We start from the raw sequence: 17,298 nt of genomic DNA on the forward strand, positions 1-17,298 counted from the left end.
AAACCTATTTCACGGCAGGAGTGAAAGAAGTAAGAGCCTGGACTATCCATAAAGGGGATACTGCTCCACAGGCAGCGGGTGTGATTCACTCTGATTTTGAACGCGGATTTATTCGTGCTGAAGTAATTGCCTACGATGATTTTATACATTATGGAAGCGAAAGTAAGGTCAAAGAAGCAGGAAAAATGCGTGTAGAAGGGAAGGAATACATCGTTAAAGATGGAGACATAATGCATTTCCGTTTCAACGTATAGTTACTCATACTAAGGTGTTTGACTTCTGATAGTACAGAACTTCTCCTAAGTTTCTATGTGACAATTTGTAAATTTATGAAAGACATTGTTTCTCACCTTTAAAACTTCACCTTTATACATTGTGTGAAATTTTTAAACATGTCTAAAAACTGTCCGAAAAGTCAGATTTTATCAGTCTTTTATAACATAATAAAAATAAGTTGGTAAAATCTGATTTATATTCAGTATTAATTTTTTGGACAGTCCTATTATCTATATAAAAATTATGAAAGTAAAGCATATCATCCAACGGTTGGAACAGTTAGCCCCTCTTGACTATGCCGAAAATTTTGACAATGTCGGATTATTGGTAGGGGATGCTGAAATGAATGTTACAGGGGTTTTGATAACATTAGATACTACCGAAGAGGTTGTTGATGAAGCTATTAGCAGAGAATGTAACTTTATAGTTAGCTTTCATCCAATCATTTTTAATGGGCTAAAAAGTTTGACAGGAAAAACGTATGTTGAACGTGTGGTCATCAAAGCTATTCAACATAATATTGCTATTTATAGTATGCATACAGCTTTGGATAATACTCTTTTTGGAGTAAATGAAGCTATTTGTGAAGCTTTAGGACTACGAAACACTCGTATATTGATTCCACAGAAGCATACAATACGTAAATTAATAACATATGTTCCTAAAAATCAATCCGATATCGTGCGAGAAGCTTTATTTGACGCAGGTGCTGGAAATATTGGAAATTATAGCAATTGTAGTTTCAATTTAGAAGGAAAAGGTACGTTTCAAGGCAATGATTTCTCAAACCCGACTGTTGGAGAGCGAAATATACTACACAAAGAAGATGAAACCCAAATTGGGGTTATCTTCCCAAAACATCTACAAAGCAAGGTGCTAAATGCTTTGCGTGAAAGCCATCCGTACGAGGAAATTGCCTATGAAGTATATGTATTGGAAAATGCTCATCAACATATTGGATTGGGAGTTGTTGGCGAGTTTTCAAAACCGATGACCGAAAACGATTTTCTTTACCACTTAAAAGATAAAATGCAAACAAGTTGTGTACGCTATAGCGAACTAACGGGCAAAATGATTCAAAAAGTAGCCGTTTTAGGAGGTAGCGGAGCGTTTGCCATCGATGCTGCAAAAGCTGCAAAAGTTGATGCTTTTGTAAGTGCCGATTTCAAATATCACGATTTCTTCAAAGCAGAAAAACAACTATTACTGGCCGATATAGGACATTTTGAAAGTGAACAATACACAAAATTACTTTTATTTGATTATCTTACAAAAAAAATTCCTAACTTTGCCATTATTTTATCCAAGATAAACACAAATCCCATCAAGTATTACTAAATAGATATGACAAAAAAAGCCGAGATTACAGTAGAAGAAAAACTAAGAATGTTGTATGATTTACAACTAATCGACTCACAAATTGATGAGTTACAGAACGTTCGTGGACAACTTCCGTTAGAAGTTTCTGATTTAGAAGACGAAGTGGAGGGTCTCAAAAGTCGCTTAGTAAAATTCAAAGAAGAGTTAGAGCAATTACAATCGGGCATTACCCAAAAGAAAAATGTAATTGAAGAGGCTAAAATTTTGATAAAAAAATATGTTGCTCAACAGAAAAACGTACGCAACAACCGTGAATACAACTCAATCACAAAAGAAATTGAATATCAAGAATTAGAAATTCAATTAGCCGAAAAACGCATCAAAGAGTTCAAGGCTCAAGTGGATTTGAAAAAAGAAAGTATCAAACAAATCGAGAACAAAAAATCAGAACGAGAAACTCACCTAAAACATAAAAAAGAAGAATTAAATTCCATTTTAGCTGAAACAGAGAAAGAAGAGGCTATTCTACGTGAAAAAGCAGTTGAATTTGCGGAACAAATTGAAGAACGTCTACTAAAAGCGTACCAACGCATTAGAGGTAGCGTTGTAAACCGCTTGGCTGTAGTTCCTGTGGAGCGTGGAGCCTCGGGAGGTTCATTTTTTACGATTCCTCCACAGGTACAGGTTGAGATAGCTACTCGTAAAAAAATCATCACCGATGAACACAGCGGACGAATTTTAGTAGATGCAGCTCTCGCTGAAGAGGAAAAAGAAAAAATGAATGCTCTATTCGAAAGTATTAAACAATAAATAATTGATTTTCCAAAAGTTATCTCACATTCAAAACATTTTTCGCTATAGAATAACTGATAATAAATAGTTTATGAGGTAAGGGCTTGAAAATAGCCCTTACTAACCAAATTAAAAGAAGGCTTAGAAGAATCGGACCCATGAAGATTTTTCAATTTAAAATATCAAAAGTATTTGATTTTCGGCTTTCAACTTTTCGTTTTCGCAATAAAATATGAGATTATGTAAGGATGTGATATTTTTTGATGTCACTCAAAATTTGATAATCTCTTTTTTAGAGATTTTTATTTATGGCGAATTTCTTAAAGCTAAAAGGAGATACTGAAAAATAATATTTTAAAATTTATAGTAAAGAATTCTCCCACAGCTGAAATCGATAATAAATATTGAATTTGCTATAATAAAGTAATGATAATACAAAAATGGAAGTCATAAAATCGTAATAATGAACAATAAAACTATACCATTATGGAAACATTAACTCCCATTACGCTGATTGTAATTTTTGCAATCGTCATTTTCGTGACAATTTCGTCATTAGTGGCACGTTACAAACGTTGTCCGTCTGATAAAATTCTCGTGATTTATGGAAAAACAGGAGGTAGTTCAGCCAAGTGTATCCACGGAGGAGGAGCTTTCGTTTGGCCTGTAATTCAAGACTTTGCGTATTTAGACTTACGTCCACTTTCCATCGAAGCGAATTTAACGAACGCTCTTTCACGTCAGAATATTCGCGTGGATGTACCTTGTCGTTTTACGATTGCAATCTCAACTGAAACCGAAAATATGAATGCTGCTGCGGAACGTTTGTTAGGATTGTTGCCTGAGCAAATTCAAGAGTTAGCAAAAGATATTTTATTTGGTCAGTTGCGTTTGGTAATTGCTACCATGACTATCGAAGAAATCAATTCAGACCGTGATAAATTCTTAGATAATATTTCTAAAAATATTGATAGTGAGCTTAAAAAGATAGGTTTGAAGCTCATAAACGTAAACGTTACGGACATCAAAGATGAGTCGGGATATATTGAAGCATTAGGGAAAGAAGCTGCTGCAAAAGCCATCAACGAGGCAAAAATTAGTGTTGCTGAACAAGAAAAAATAGGGGAAACAGGAAAAGCAATCGCTGATCGAGAAAAAGACACTCAAATTGCTGAAACCCACAGAGATAGAGACGTAAGAATCGCTATCACCCAAAAAGATAAAGAAATCAGCATTGCAGAGGCCAAAAAAGATGAATCAATTGGTATTGCCGAGGCTGAAAAGTTTGAATCAATAGGTAGAGCTGAAGCTCAAAGAGATAGTCGTATTAAAATTTCAGAAGCAAATGCAGTAGCCATAAAAGGGGAAAATGAAGCTAAAATAGCCATTGCAAACTCAGAAGCGTTGCGACGTGAAAAAGAAGCTGAATCGTTACGTATTGCAATTACTGCAGAGAAAGTGCAACAAGCAAAAGCCTTAGAGGAAGCATATGTAGCAGAACAAAAAGCAGAGTTAGCCCGTTCGGAAAGAGAACGCTCAACGCAAATTGCAAATATCATCGTTCCAACGGAAATTGCTAAACAACAAGCTATTATAGAAGCTCAAGCTGAAGCTGAACGCATTCGTGAGAAAGCCAAAGGGGAAGCCGATGCGATTTATGCTAAAATGGAAGCCGAAGCTAAAGGTTTGTTCGAAATTTTAACCAAACAAGCTGAAGGATATAGAGATGTGGTTGGAGCTGCTGGTGGTGATCCTACAAAAGCTTTCCAATTGCTATTAATTGAAAAACTTCCTGAATTGGTTAAAACACAAGTGGAAGCGGTTAAAAATATCAAAATTGATAAAATTACCGTTTGGGATTCAGGTAATAACGAAAATGGAACTAATTCAACCGCTAATTTCGTATCAGGGATGATGAAAACTGTTCCTCCTTTAAATGACTTGTTTAATATGGCAGGGTTGAATCTACCTACTTATTTGAAAGGTGAAAATCCTGAAGATGCAAAACAAATCGGAGGTAACGAAACGAAAGAAAAATAATAATCCGGAATTTTAAATTCTTAGTAAACACGAGGTGCTTAGAAAGTTAGAGCAAAAATCCAACTTTTTAAGCACCTCTTTTTGAATTTAATGTTAGTAAATCACAAGATGTATTATTATTAACTCTTGGTTGTATATTCTCGTTGTAAACTTCTGTTAATAAATAATTCTCTAAAAAATTGACTATTCAGACTAACTTTCTTACCTTTACCCATAAAATTTAAAATAAAGCAGTATTTTATGCATCATTTCTCAGAAGAAGAAAACTATTCTGTATCAAAATTCGAGTCAATGTTGAAAAAAAATCATATTTCTTTCTTTGATGTTGATGAATTTGAAGAAATTGTAGAATATTATTTAGAATTAGGTAAGATGACTAAGGCAAAACATGCTTTGCAAATTGGTCGAAATCAACACCCGTCAGCAAGTTCGTTAAAACTCTTTGAGATTGAAGTAATGATTTTTGAAGATAATTTGCAACAAGCATCGCATTTACTTGCCGAACTCGAAGCAGTAGAACCTTATAATTCAGAGGTTTATGTGCAGAAAGCGAATCTTTATTCCAAACTTAATGACCATGAAAAAGCTATTGAACTCTTGAAATTCGCCTTGCCTCTGACAGATGATTTGGTGGATATTTATGCTTTAATAGCTATGGAATACTTATTCATTGAAAATTATGAAAAGGCCAAAAAATACTTTAGAAAATGTTTAATGGAGGATATTGAAGATTATATGTCATTGCAGCAACTGCTATTCTGCTATGATATCTTGGAAGAAAATGATGAAGCAATTTCTTTTTTAAATGCCTACTTAGACAGAAATCCATATTGTGAAGTAGCTTGGCATTATCTTGGAAAGCAACATCTTATCAAAGAAAATTTTACGGAAGCCTTAAATTGCTTCAATTTTGCTATCGCAAGTGATGACACTTTTACAGGAGCATATTTCGAAAAAGCTAAGGTATTGGAAAAAATACAAAACTATACCCAAGCTATTGAAAATTACAAAATTACACTTACCTTGGATGATGCTTCGCCTTTGACATATTTGCACATAGGTCGTTGCTATGAAAAGATGAATGATTGTTCAATGGCAGAACGCTATTATCTGAAAGCTGTTCACGAAGATCCTCAATTGAGTAAGGCATGGGTTACGTTATCAGATTTTTACTATAAACAGAAAAATTATGAAAAGGCTCTAAAATATATCAACAAAGCGCTACTGATTGAGGATGATAATTTTCATTATTGGAGGCGTATGGGTGAAATATGCGTAATTTTAAATGACTCAAAATCATCGGAATATGCTTTTAAACAAGCAATTCATTACGGAGATAATTCAATGAGTACGTTTGCTCATCTGACGAATTTATTACAGTCAAAAAAGTAAAAAATAACTACGAAGAGACTATATAAAACATTAAATTTTCTATACTATGTCCTTTTTAGGGAATACGATGCCTATCTATATTTTGAAAATGTAGGTTTTAACCAGTAATTTTGACAATTATCCGAAACAACTGAAAATGAATAAACAAATAATACTATTCTGCATGATATGTGCTATAAAATTTAGTTTTCTTACGGCACAAAATTCTTCAAAAAACTGCGAACCTATTGAAGGGAAAACATGGGGTGTAGTCTATAATTCTGTAGGGAAAATACATGCTGAAAGTAATCATCGTAGCGAAATAGTTACTGAAGTGCTATTAGGAATGCCAGTAATGGTGTTGAATAGAGATAAAGGTTGGCGAAAAATCAAAACCTCTGAGGGGTATGTAGGTTGGATTTCAGAATCTATTGTTGAAATGACGCACACGGAACTAAAAGAATATAATCAAAAGAGGAAAGTTATCGTTACCAGTCTCTACACCCATTCTTATAAAGAAAATTCATTGAAATCGGCTATTATTTCAGATTTAGTGATGGGAAATATATTAGAAGTGAAAGGTCGTAAAGGAAATTTTTTCAAAGTAATATATCCTGATGGAAGAGAAGCATACATCAAAAAGAATGATGCTGTGCATTTTGATAAATGGCTGAATAATATAAAGTTAACAGAACAAAGCATTGCGTCATTAGCTCAACAAATGGCGGGTATTCCGTATGTTTGGGGAGGTACTTCTTCCAAAGGATTGGACTGTAGTGGATTTACCAAATTGATTTACTTTATGCATGGGGTAATCCTTTTACGAGATTCATCACAACAAGTAAAAACAGGAAAATTGGTCGATGAAAAGGGTGATTTTTCTAAACTTCAAGTGGGTGATTTGGTATTTTTCGGAACAAAAGCCGATGAGTCACAACCTCAAGAGCGTGTAACTCACGTAGGAATATATCTCGGAAACGGTAGATTCATACATGCTTCGGATTATGTCAAAATAGCAAGTTTTTACCCACATGACCCTTTGTACGACGCTTTTAATACCAACCGATACTTGCGTACAAAACGCATACTAGGCTCTATAAATTCCTTTGGTATTGAATACGTTAGAGAAAATGAATTTTACACAAAAAATTAGACATGTTTATTTTTATAAATCTGCTTAAAAAGGAAAATAGAATTTGTGTTTGATTATATAATCAAAAATTCATATCTTTGTTACGATTTTTGAAAACAGTACTATAATATTAATTTTTTATATAACAGATGGCACATAACATTAAACCAGGCGTAATCGTTGGAAAACAAGTACAAGAAGTTTTTCAATATGCCAAAGAAAAAGGATTTGCTTTACCAGCTGTCAATGTGGTAAACTCAAGTACAATTAACGCTGTAATGGAAACAGCAAAGGAAATGAATGCACCTGTAATCATCCAGTTTTCGAATGGAGGAGCTATTTTTATGGCAGGAAAAAGTTTGTCAAATGAAAACCAAAAAGCAGCCATTGCTGGTGCAGTTGCAGGAGCAAAACATATTCACCAATTAGCGGAAATTTACGGAGTTAGCGTTATTCTTCACACGGACCATTGTGCTAAAAAATTACTCCCTTGGATTGATGGGTTGTTGGATGCTTCTGAAAAGCACTTTGCAGAAACGGGTAAACCTTTATTCAGTTCGCATATGATTGATCTTTCGGAAGAGCCTCTGAATGAAAATATCGAAATTTGCAAAAAATACCTTGAAAGAATGAGTAAGATGGGTATGACATTGGAAATTGAATTAGGAATTACAGGTGGTGAAGAGGACGGTGTGGATAACTCGGATGTAGAATCTTCAAAACTTTATACGCAACCTGAAGAGGTAGCTTTTGCCTACGAAGAGTTATTGAAAGTAAGCCCACAGTTTACCATAGCAGCTGCTTTCGGAAATGTTCATGGAGTTTACAAACCAGGAAACGTAAAATTGACACCAAAAATTTTGAAAAACTCTCAAGAATACATCTCTAAAAATTATAATGTTCCTCACAACACAGTTGATTTCGTTTTCCACGGAGGTTCTGGTTCATCAGTAGAGGAAATTCGTGAGGCAATTTCTTACGGAGTAATTAAAATGAATATTGACACTGACTTGCAATATGCTTTTACAGAAGGAGTTAGAGACTACGTTTTAGCTAAAAAAGATTATCTAATGAGCCAAATTGGAAATCCAGAAGGTGAGGAAGTACCTAATAAAAAATATTACGATCCACGCGTATGGCTTAGAGAAGGCGAAAAAACGTTTGTAGCTCGTTTGAAAAAAGCGTTTGAGGATTTGAATAACGTAAACACCTTGTAATTTTCTGCTATAATAATTGAAGTTGTCCGAAAGTAGAGTCTTTATGATTCTTATTTTTCGGACAACTTTTTTCTTTTCGGGAAACTACAATCTGAATATTCCTCCAAAAGCAATGATTGTTTCAAAGAAATAAAAGGTCTGATTAGCTTTATCGGCTATATCATAAGTTGTTCGAATATCGTACATGTTGATGTATCCTCCTTTTAACTCTCCAATAATCATAAAATGTTTAAAAAATACTAAATGTAATCCTGCTTTAGCACTTACTCCAACCCCTGCAATATGGAATTGATCATAACGCTCCTTGTTCATCAATTTGGTATTGGAACGAGGGTACAATGCTCCTATGCCAATTCCTTCGGTCAGATTTGCTTGAAAAAAATCAGTGTTGCGAATACCAAACCAACGTGAAATATCATCAACACGAGAGGCTTCAATTGTTACATAATTCAGTCCGTCTGTATGTTCAAATGTAAGAAAATCCTCTGTAAGTTGTTTATCAACATTGTTATAAACGCCGTCATGAATTGTACCTGAGTTTCTAATGTACCCATTCATTTTTACAGTTTGATCTTGTTTCATAACATACTTCATGTGGTCAACCCCTGCTGAAATGGCATAATTATTATTTATAAAGTACCCAATACGAGCATTGGTTTGAGGAATGGTCATCCGAAGTGGATTGATATAATCAATGTGCCAACCTTTTGGACGGTCAATGGCAGCTACATCCTTAATTGTGAAATCATAATTTTCTCCTTTAAATTGAATATCAGATTTGGAATAATAACCGCGATTTCCTCCCCAAAAAATAAAAAATTTCCCTTTGTTATTTGCTGTGTATAAATCAGGGGAAGGATTTTGAGTTTGAGCCGTCCCTAAGAAGAAAGTCATTCCTCCTAAAATAAAACAAAAAATATTCTTTTTCATTGCTTAAAACTATATTAAATTGAGCGACAAAAATATCCCTTTTTTGTGTAACAAAAAAACTCATGCTCTTTTTTTCACAGCAGGATTTTTCTATAAATCTCTATCTACAGAACAACTGAATACTTCTAAGGTTGAAATTCATTTGGTTACCGAAATTTAGAATATTTTATGAAATTTAGAAATTATCAAAACATAAACTCTCGAAAGAAAGACAAGACTTCTAAACTTACATTTAATTTTTTAAATTACACCTGAAGAAACTAATAAGAAACCTAGATACTTTGCTTTTAGCCATACGGAAAAATAAAATACTAGGAAAAATTTCTGCTATATCGACATTTTTTTCTACTTTTACGCTTTGGAATAAAAACATTCAAAATGAATATAGCAATCGTATGTTACCCAACCTTTGGAGGGAGTGGGGTAGTAGCTACTGAATTGGGATTAGTATTGGCTCGTAAAGGACATCAAGTGCATTTTATAACGTACAGTTCTCCTGTGCGTTTGGATTTTTTAGAGGCAAATATTCACTTTCACGAAGTGCATGTGGAGGAGTATCCGTTGTTTCTTTATCAACCGTACGAATTAGCATTGTCAAGCAAAATGGCTTATGTAATTAAAAATTATGATATAGATATTCTACATGTACATTATGCTATTCCGCATGCTTACGCAGGATATATGGCAAAGCAGATGCTTAAAAAAGAAGGTATTGATATTCCGATGGTCACCACGCTTCATGGTACAGACATTACCTTAGTAGGAAATCATCCAAACTATAAACACGCTGTTACATTTAGTATTAATGCTTCGGATGTAGTAACTTCAGTTTCAGAAAGTTTGAAGCAAGATACATTACGACTTTTTGAGATAGAAAAAGATATAGTTGTGATTCCGAATTTTATTAGTGTAGAAAAAGAAACTAATATTATCCCGTGTAAACGCTCTATTATGGCAAAAAAAGAAGAGCGTATCATCACGCATATTAGCAACTTTCGCCCTGTGAAACGTATTTCGGACGTGGTAAATGTTTTCTATCGCATCCAGCGAAAAATACCAGCCAAACTTATCATGGTGGGAGACGGCCCTGAAAAGGAACATGCGGAGTATCAATGTAAACAACTCGGAATTAAAGACAAAGTACTTTTTTTAGGAAATACACTTGACATAGACCGTATTTTATGTATGTCCGATTTATTTTTACTTCCTTCAGAATCAGAGAGTTTTGGACTTTCAGCATTAGAAGCAATGGTATCGGGCGTACCTGTAATTTCCTCCAATGCAGGTGGGCTACATGAGGTGAATGAAAACGGTTTTTCAGGATTCTTAAGTCCAATTGGTGATGTCGATGATATGAGTAAGAACGCTATTTATATTTTGGAAGATGAAGAACGCTTACAACGCTTTAAACAACAAGCTAAGATATCAGCCTCTCGTTTCGATGAACGAAAAATTATACCTATCTATGAAGAATTATACGAGAAAACTATACGAAGCCGAGAGTCTCAGTAAGTGAAAAAATATTTAACAATCAGAAAGATTTATAATATAACAAAGTCATAAACAGAAGAGAAAAAAATGAAAATATCAGTAGAACTAACATTCAGTCCACTACAGAACGATTTTGAACAACCAATAATTCATTTTATCAAGAAACTACGAGCTTCAGGATTAACAATACTTGAAAATCCGCTAAGTACACAAGTTTATGGAGACTATGATCAGGTGATGAGGGTACTTATGATAGAAATTAAAGAAGCGATGGAACTCGTAGATATAGGACTGATGTATATGAAAATAGTTAAGACTGACAGACATGACTATGAACCTCATTTTTGATTGGTTTTTTTCTCAGTATAAAGGTATTGATACCCATTTGATTGTATTAGAGATTATTGGGGTAATTTTTGGATTTCTCAGCGTGTGGTTTGCCAAAAGAGGAAATATTTGGGTATATCCTACTGGGATTATTAGCACATTGATATTCACGTACTTACTTGCTGTTTTTACTCTATGGGGAGATATGCTTATCAATTTTTACTATACCATAATGAGTATTTACGGATGGATACTGTGGACAAAAAGCAGTAAAGATCACATTCATGTGGATGTTTCTAAAACTACTCGGTATGATGTACTTGTTTGTTCTCTGTTAGCTCTATTCAGTTTCGTACTAGTCACAACGGTGTATTACCTAAAACCCTATATCCAAAATGGATTTTCAACAAAAAATATTGTCATGGGTTTTCAGTATTTTAGTTGGGTAGAGTGCGTAGATATTTTTACTACGGCGATATTTTTAGTAGGAATGTGGCTCATGGCGAAACGCAAGTTAGAAAACTGGATTTTTTGGATAATTGGCGATGTAATTTCTGTTCCTGTTTACGCATATAAAGGGCTGTTTTTCACTTCGTTTCAGTATTTATTATTCACAGTAATAGCTATTTTTGGATACATTGAATGGAAAAAAAACTTAAACAAACAGCAACGAACATCTGTCGAGTTACATTCGTAGGGCCTGAATCAACGGGGAAAACAACTATCAGTCAGGCTTTAGCTCAAAAGTACCAAACGGAATGGGTACCTGAGTTTATGCGTACATATTTACAACAAAAATGGGACGAAAAACGAGAAGTTTGTGATTGGGAGGATTTACTTCCTATTGCAAAAGGACAGATGGTTATGGAAAATGAATTAATCAAAAAAGCAAACGAATTTATTTTTTGTGATACTAACTTGTTTGAGTTGATGACCTATTCCTATATTTATTACGGAAAATGTGATCCTTTAATTGAGAAGTATGCCATTGATAATCAATATGATTTCATTTTTCTAACCTATATTGATGTTCCTTGGTTGCCCGATGATTTACGTGACAAACCCAACGAAAGGGAATATATGTTTCAGCAATTCAAACAAATGCTCAACCAACATAAAAAATCGTATATACTTTTAGAAGGAAACCACGAGCAACGGATGAAAAAAGTAATTGATACTATCGATAACTATTCTTGTTTGTAATTTCCGAAAGCATTACTTCTTGTAAGCTGAATCTAGGAATAGAACCTAAGAGCCTTAAATTGATTTGTTTTACATTAATAAATAGAATTATGCGAATTGTTTTGAGTTTATTTCTTTTTTTTATAAACTGTACATTTACACCTAAAAACATGAATATTTCCATAGAAAACATCCAAACAATAGTTGACTTCCCGAGTGGTTCGGGAGTAGCATATATAAATAATAAAATATATGCCATAGGTGACGACTCTCCCTACTTATACGTTATTAATTCTGATTTTAAGTTAGATAAAAAGATTCTTTTATATGAAGAAGATCAAAAAAACTTCAAAGGAAATCGTATTAAAAAGAAAAGAAAAATGGATTTCGAAACTTTAGAAGTAATTTCGGAGAAGGAATTAGTAATTTTTGGTTCGGGATCCAAGTCTCCTCAGCGTGATATGTTTTTTCGAGTGCTTTTAGATAAAAATATCATCGTCGAAAAATACTCAATTTCAGATTTTTATGACCTTATTAGAAATAGTGATTTACTGAAAAATGAAGAACTTAACATCGAAGCTACAGCCTTTGCTAATGGTTTTTTGTACCTGTTTAACAGAAGTAATAATGTTATCATTAAAGTCTTTTATCAGGATTTTTTAGAGAGTTTAAGAACTCAAGAAAAACCAAATCCGAGTTACGTACGAGTACCTTTGCCTTCCATTGAAGGGGTAGAAGCAGGTTTTTCGGGAGCTACTATTTTGAGAGACCAAACATTCGTTTTCACAGCTTCAGTAGAAGCTACGGATGATGCTTACAATGATGGGGAAATCATGGGAAGTCTTATCGGATTGTTAGATTTTTCTGACTTTGAAAAACCTAAAGTGCTGAAATTTAAAAACATATCTAACTTAGAAAAAAACTTGAAAGTAGAGTCCGTTGCGGTCATTTCGACTTCAGCAAAGGATTCTAAATTGGTGCTTATTACAGATGACGATCAAGGGAATACAGAACTGATAAAAGTAAAAATATCAGAGTAAGCAAATGAATATAACCATATTTATCAGTCCAATATATAGCCTTTATTCCTCAAGAATCTCTTTTACTTTTCTCAAAATATCTTCAATTTGTATGGTCGCGATGGCGTTTTCATAGCCTTTCGGATATTTATTCCCATAGATGGATGTTGGGAGAAGTGGATAGAGTTTTCTATCTGCTAAAAGGGCATTTTCAACTGGTTGTTGATACGGATAAAATCCTGCATAAGGGTGAGTTACACCCCAAAGTGTAATGGTGGGTACACCGTACATAGCCGACAGGTGTGCATTGCCACTATCCATTGCAACCATCACATCAAGTCGGGAGATTAGTTGTAATTCTTCTGAAAAATTATATTTTCCAACTGTATTTTCTACATTTTTTAGTTCGATAAGCTCATTTATTTTTTCTTTTTCATGATTTCCCCCACCAAAAACATATATTTTACCATTTGGATAGCCTTGTGATAACTCAAAAATCACTTTTTTCATTCTTTCAAATGGATATTGCTTTCCTAAATGAGCCGCAAAAGGTGCTATTCCTATTCTTTTTCCATTAGAAAGTATATTTTTTACAGAATTTGACAATTTAGGTTGAGGAGCAAAATATTTTTTCTCTAACGAAATGGGCATGCCTAAGGCTGCAAATACGTCTGCATAACGTTCATAAGAAGGTTTTAACTGTTTAAAAATTTTGTTTTTACTTCGTATTAAGTTTTTCTTCTCTTTTCTACCCTTTTTAATCTGTTCAAAAGGAGTTCCAGATAGGCAGAAGAATAATTTTAATATATTGGTTCTTAATACATTATGTATGTCTGCAACAACGTTAATCCCTTGCTTTTTTAAATCCTTGTACAGGCGAAACAGACCAACAACACCTTTATGCTTTCCTTTCAGATCAGGAGTAAATATCTTACAATTAGGTATATGTGAAAATATCGGAGCAAAAAGAGGACGTGTAACCACAGTAAGTTCTACCTGTGGATATTGCTCTGCAAAGGCAGTAAGCACAGGAACACTAATGGCAACATCACCCATAGCAGACATTCGAATTACAGCGATATGTTTCGTCATATTTTTGATTTTTTTGAAATTAATTAGTACATTTGACACGGTGTTTTCTTTAAAAAAGAGTCTGTTTAAAAATCTTTTTTCTGCGAACTATCAGCTCCTCTTGAGAGAGGAGTGGCACGACGCATTAAAAAATCTCGACATGCTCTTTTCTAAAGATAGAGGTACAAATATATTAAAGTTTTATTAGATGAGACGTTTTTTATTTATTTTCGGATTTTTATTTTTTGTGCAATCCTATTCACAATCCAAAAGTGTATTTGACTTTAGTAAAAGTCTTCGTATTGATTTTCAATTAATTGGTGATGCAGAAAACTTAGATGTAATCGTCACGCAACTCAAACAAGAACCTTTTTGGGGAGGCTCAAAAAAGAATCTAATATTCCCAAATTATGGAACATTTCGATTACAATTAATTGATATTGATACTAAAAAAGTAGTTTTTTCAAAAGGGTTTAACTCTCTTTTTAGTGAATGGTTACACGTAGAAGCTGCAAAAACGGAAAAAAAAATATTCTCACATGCTATTCAAGTTCCTTTTCCTGTAAAAAACTTAAAATTACATATTGATAAGCGAAATTCTGAAGGGAATTTCGATAAAATTCTTGAAAAAACCATAAAACGTACCGATTATTTCATCAAAAAAGAGAAAGTAGCAACCCACCCTGTGATAGAAATCCTCAAAAACGGTGAGCCATCTAAAAAGGTTGATTTGGTGATATTGGCAGAGGGATATACAGCCAATGAAATGCAAAAATTCTATACTGATGCAAAACGCATGACCGATTATATGTTTACTATCCCGCCATTTGATGTTCTCAAAAAAGATTTTAATGTTTATGCGATAGGAGTTCCTTCGCAAGAATCAGGAACAGACATTCCTGGGAAACATATTTTTAAAAAAACGGCTTTCGATGCATCGTTTTATACATTTGATATGGAACGATATTTAACAACCAATAATATGACAGCTATAGCTGATGCGGCTTCACTTGTACCCTATGATCAGATATACATTTTGGTAAATACAAAAACCTACGGAGGAGGTGGATTTTACAATCACTTGAATTTAGCTACGTCCGATCATGATTTGTCTGATAAAGTATTTGTTCACGAGTTTGGACACGGATTAGTAGGCTTAGCGGATGAATATTATACTTCTACAGCGTTTGATTCCTACTATAATCTCAATGTAGAGCCGTGGGAGGAAAACATTACTTCAATGATTAATTTTGATAAGAAATGGAAGGATATGGTTCACGAAAAAACACCTGTTCCTACACCTCGAACAGCTGAATATAGAGATGTTATAGGCGTTTTTGAGGGAGGTGGTTATGTTTCGAAAGGAATTTTTAGTCCAGTACAAGATTGCCGAATGAAATCAAACGTACCTAAAGGATTTTGTCCAGTTTGTGAACGAGCCATTCGTAGGGTAGTGAAATTTTACACTAACTAATAATCCTATTCTTTGTTAAGTTATTACCTTAAATTTGTTAATTTTTTTTGAAGTTTCTGATTTGTTTTTATATATTTGCCCCCACGTAGAGCTGAAAACTAAAAACAGGGAGGAACTGAAAATCCAAAAGAGTAAGATTCACTATTAAAATTTTAATAATTATACTTAAAAAATTTATCGCAGCTTCAGTACTTGCATTAGCTTTAACAAGTTGTTCTTTAACATTACCAGTAAACGCTACAAGTAATTCAGTAGGTAGTAAAACAGGAACATCTACAGCTACTGGATATTTGGGAGCACTTTTCTTCGATGCTGACGCAAGTATTAAAACAGCGGCTAAAAATGCAGGTATCACAAAGATTTCAACTGTTGATATCAAGCATAAAAGTTTTTTAGGACTTATAGTTACTGTTGAAACAATCGTTACAGGAGAGTAATCGCCGAAGAAAAATCACTAAAACTATCTGAAAGATTTCAGGTAGTTTTTTATTTTTATTAATCAAAGTTATTTAAGAAATGAAAAAGATTTTCGTAGGTTTATTTTTAATATTTATTGGTTGTAAATCAACTAATAAATCATCTATCGATCTCTTTGGAATAGCTCAATATTCGTTGGAATTCAATCAACGCATCGTTAAAAATGTTCCTGATAACGAAATACATAGACAAGTGCTTTCAACATATTTTAAAGAGGAACAATTACCTATTTTCCGAACTATTGAATCTGGTACAAATAAAATATATTTAACTATTCCTACGGGAATTGTTTTTGATGAAAAAAAACTTATTGATACTCCGGAAAATTGTGAAATTCTGCAAACTCAAGAAACGACAGACGTAAAATACATTGCTTACAGATGTGACAAAACCTACACAGCTATTTATTTGAGAAAACTCCAAAATAATACTTTTTGTATTATCGTGTCGGGACAAGAAGAAGAGTCTTTTCGAAAAGAAGCCGAGAAAAATAACATTGATAAAAAAATACTCATAAACCAATAAAGCTATGCAAAGAAAAAAAATCATTCTTGCCATTTTTTCTGTAATTCTGATGGTTAGCTGTTCCTCTTTGGGTAAAGGAGGGAAAAATTTGTACGCATCTTTCTTTGCTGAACAAGGAATTTTATACTTTATAAAACCCATTGAATTAACAGGAAACGAAGAAAAAGCCTTCATGGATTTTACATTCAAAAGTAAACAAACTTTAGAGGGAAATACTCGAGTAAATATTAGCTTTCATACTGATAAACCTATACACAAAATCATTAATTGTCAAATAGTTGTAAATGGAAATAATTTTTCTTTGACAAATAAAGAATTTATGTTTATCGAAAAAAAGAAAGACAAATTTGAATCACGTTTTTCGTTTGAACTAGAAACTCCACATCTGAAAGAAATTTTCACAAATAATGCTTGGACATTAAACATTACCGAAGAAAACAACACGACTCATAGTTTTCGTACGACTTCTTTGAGTCAAAAGAAAATAAACTTGTTAAGAGATAATTTATTTACTATTTTTACACAATAAATTCCTCTTTAATAATATACATTTTGTGTTTTAAGAAAAAAATAAAAATATAAGCTGTGAATATATTTTGAATTTAGGATATGAAAGATATATTGGTAGGTTATTTTTTATAAATTCTAATTAAT

18 protein-coding genes are annotated in these 17,298 nt (G+C 33.3%); 16 read left to right on the forward strand and 2 right to left on the reverse strand.

Translation table 11 applies throughout. The annotated features are described in order from the left end of the window. The 7 genes from CCAND38_RS10095 to fbaA form a co-directional block, all read left to right on the forward strand. The coding region (locus tag CCAND38_RS10095; RefSeq protein WP_042345198.1) for a DUF933 domain-containing protein at positions 1-254 on the forward strand (254 nt) is incomplete at its 5' end. A 265-nt stretch (positions 255-519) separates the two neighbouring features. Then, the gene (locus CCAND38_RS10100; protein ID WP_042345200.1) at positions 520-1,614 is read left to right on the forward strand and encodes a Nif3-like dinuclear metal center hexameric protein; all 1,095 of its coding nucleotides are present in this window, start codon (positions 520-522) and stop codon (positions 1,612-1,614) included. Positions 1,615-1,620: 6 nt separating this feature from the next. Then, a complete protein-coding gene (locus CCAND38_RS10105; RefSeq protein WP_042009469.1) occupies positions 1,621-2,406 on the forward strand; it encodes a zinc ribbon domain-containing protein in 786 nt (261 codons plus the stop codon). Positions 2,407-2,874: 468 nt separating this feature from the next. Continuing rightward, entirely contained in the window at positions 2,875-4,428 is a 1,554-nt protein-coding gene (locus CCAND38_RS10110; RefSeq protein ID WP_042345202.1) for a flotillin family protein, read from the forward strand. Between the two features lie 291 nt (positions 4,429-4,719). Then, positions 4,720-5,820: a tetratricopeptide repeat protein gene (locus CCAND38_RS10115; RefSeq protein WP_231550029.1), complete on the forward strand. Its 1,101-nt coding sequence runs from the start codon at positions 4,720-4,722 to the stop codon at positions 5,818-5,820. Positions 5,821-5,956: 136 nt separating this feature from the next. Then, positions 5,957-6,952 (forward strand): C40 family peptidase, encoded by a 996-nt coding sequence (locus tag CCAND38_RS10120; RefSeq protein ID WP_052458236.1) that lies wholly within the window; start codon positions 5,957-5,959, stop codon positions 6,950-6,952. 128 nt (positions 6,953-7,080) lie between these two features. Next, a complete protein-coding gene (gene fbaA / locus CCAND38_RS10125; RefSeq protein WP_042009466.1) occupies positions 7,081-8,148 on the forward strand; it encodes a class II fructose-bisphosphate aldolase in 1,068 nt (355 codons plus the stop codon). An 84-nt stretch (positions 8,149-8,232) separates the two neighbouring features. On the opposite strand, the gene CCAND38_RS10130 is transcribed toward fbaA, so the two are convergent. After that, positions 8,233-9,078: a hypothetical protein gene (locus tag CCAND38_RS10130; protein ID WP_042009465.1), complete on the reverse strand. Its 846-nt coding sequence runs from the start codon at positions 9,076-9,078 to the stop codon at positions 8,233-8,235. Between the two features lie 378 nt (positions 9,079-9,456). Between CCAND38_RS10130 and bshA the strand changes: the two genes are divergently transcribed. The 5 genes from bshA to CCAND38_RS10160 all read left to right on the forward strand — a co-directional run bounded on the left by bshA (position 9,457) and on the right by CCAND38_RS10160 (position 13,118). Next, on the forward strand, positions 9,457-10,590 hold the full coding sequence (gene bshA / locus CCAND38_RS10135; RefSeq protein WP_042009464.1) for an N-acetyl-alpha-D-glucosaminyl L-malate synthase BshA: 1,134 nt from the start codon (positions 9,457-9,459) through the stop codon (positions 10,588-10,590). Positions 10,591-10,656: 66 nt separating this feature from the next. Continuing rightward, on the forward strand, positions 10,657-10,917 hold the full coding sequence (locus CCAND38_RS10140; protein WP_042345204.1) for a YkoF family thiamine-binding protein: 261 nt from the start codon (positions 10,657-10,659) through the stop codon (positions 10,915-10,917). Further along, on the forward strand, positions 10,901-11,593 hold the full coding sequence (gene pnuC / locus CCAND38_RS10145; protein WP_042345205.1) for a nicotinamide riboside transporter PnuC: 693 nt from the start codon (positions 10,901-10,903) through the stop codon (positions 11,591-11,593). The genes CCAND38_RS10140 and pnuC overlap by 17 nt, the downstream gene beginning before the upstream one ends. Further along, positions 11,539-12,099: an AAA family ATPase gene (locus CCAND38_RS10150; RefSeq protein WP_042009460.1), complete on the forward strand. Its 561-nt coding sequence runs from the start codon at positions 11,539-11,541 to the stop codon at positions 12,097-12,099. Before pnuC ends, CCAND38_RS10150 begins: the two co-directional genes overlap by 55 nt. A 149-nt stretch (positions 12,100-12,248) precedes the next feature. After that, positions 12,249-13,118: a DUF6929 family protein gene (locus CCAND38_RS10160; RefSeq protein WP_042345209.1), complete on the forward strand. Its 870-nt coding sequence runs from the start codon at positions 12,249-12,251 to the stop codon at positions 13,116-13,118. A gap of 42 nt (positions 13,119-13,160) precedes the next feature. On the opposite strand, the gene CCAND38_RS10165 is transcribed toward CCAND38_RS10160, so the two are convergent. Then, positions 13,161-14,189, reverse strand: a complete 1,029-nt coding sequence (locus CCAND38_RS10165; RefSeq protein ID WP_042345337.1) for a glycosyltransferase family 9 protein — start codon at positions 14,187-14,189, stop codon at positions 13,161-13,163. A gap of 187 nt (positions 14,190-14,376) precedes the next feature. On the opposite strand from CCAND38_RS10165, the gene CCAND38_RS10170 reads away from it, so the two are divergent. The 4 genes from CCAND38_RS10170 to CCAND38_RS10185 all read left to right on the forward strand — a co-directional run bounded on the left by CCAND38_RS10170 (position 14,377) and on the right by CCAND38_RS10185 (position 17,173). Beyond that, entirely contained in the window at positions 14,377-15,642 is a 1,266-nt protein-coding gene (locus CCAND38_RS10170; RefSeq protein ID WP_042345211.1) for a M64 family metallopeptidase, read from the forward strand. Positions 15,643-15,818: 176 nt separating this feature from the next. Then, positions 15,819-16,079, forward strand: coding sequence for a TRL-like family protein (locus CCAND38_RS11560; protein WP_231550033.1), 261 nt, complete (start codon positions 15,819-15,821; stop codon positions 16,077-16,079). A 79-nt stretch (positions 16,080-16,158) separates the two neighbouring features. Beyond that, positions 16,159-16,644: a hypothetical protein gene (locus tag CCAND38_RS10180; RefSeq protein ID WP_042345215.1), complete on the forward strand. Its 486-nt coding sequence runs from the start codon at positions 16,159-16,161 to the stop codon at positions 16,642-16,644. 4 nt (positions 16,645-16,648) lie between these two features. Beyond that, on the forward strand, positions 16,649-17,173 hold the full coding sequence (locus CCAND38_RS10185) for a hypothetical protein (RefSeq protein WP_042345216.1): 525 nt from the start codon (positions 16,649-16,651) through the stop codon (positions 17,171-17,173). Positions 17,174-17,298 lie beyond the last annotated feature (125 nt).

The sequence above is a fragment of the Capnocytophaga canis genome, from assembly GCF_000827555.1.
GTDB lineage: Bacteria > Bacteroidota > Bacteroidia > Flavobacteriales > Flavobacteriaceae > Capnocytophaga > Capnocytophaga canis.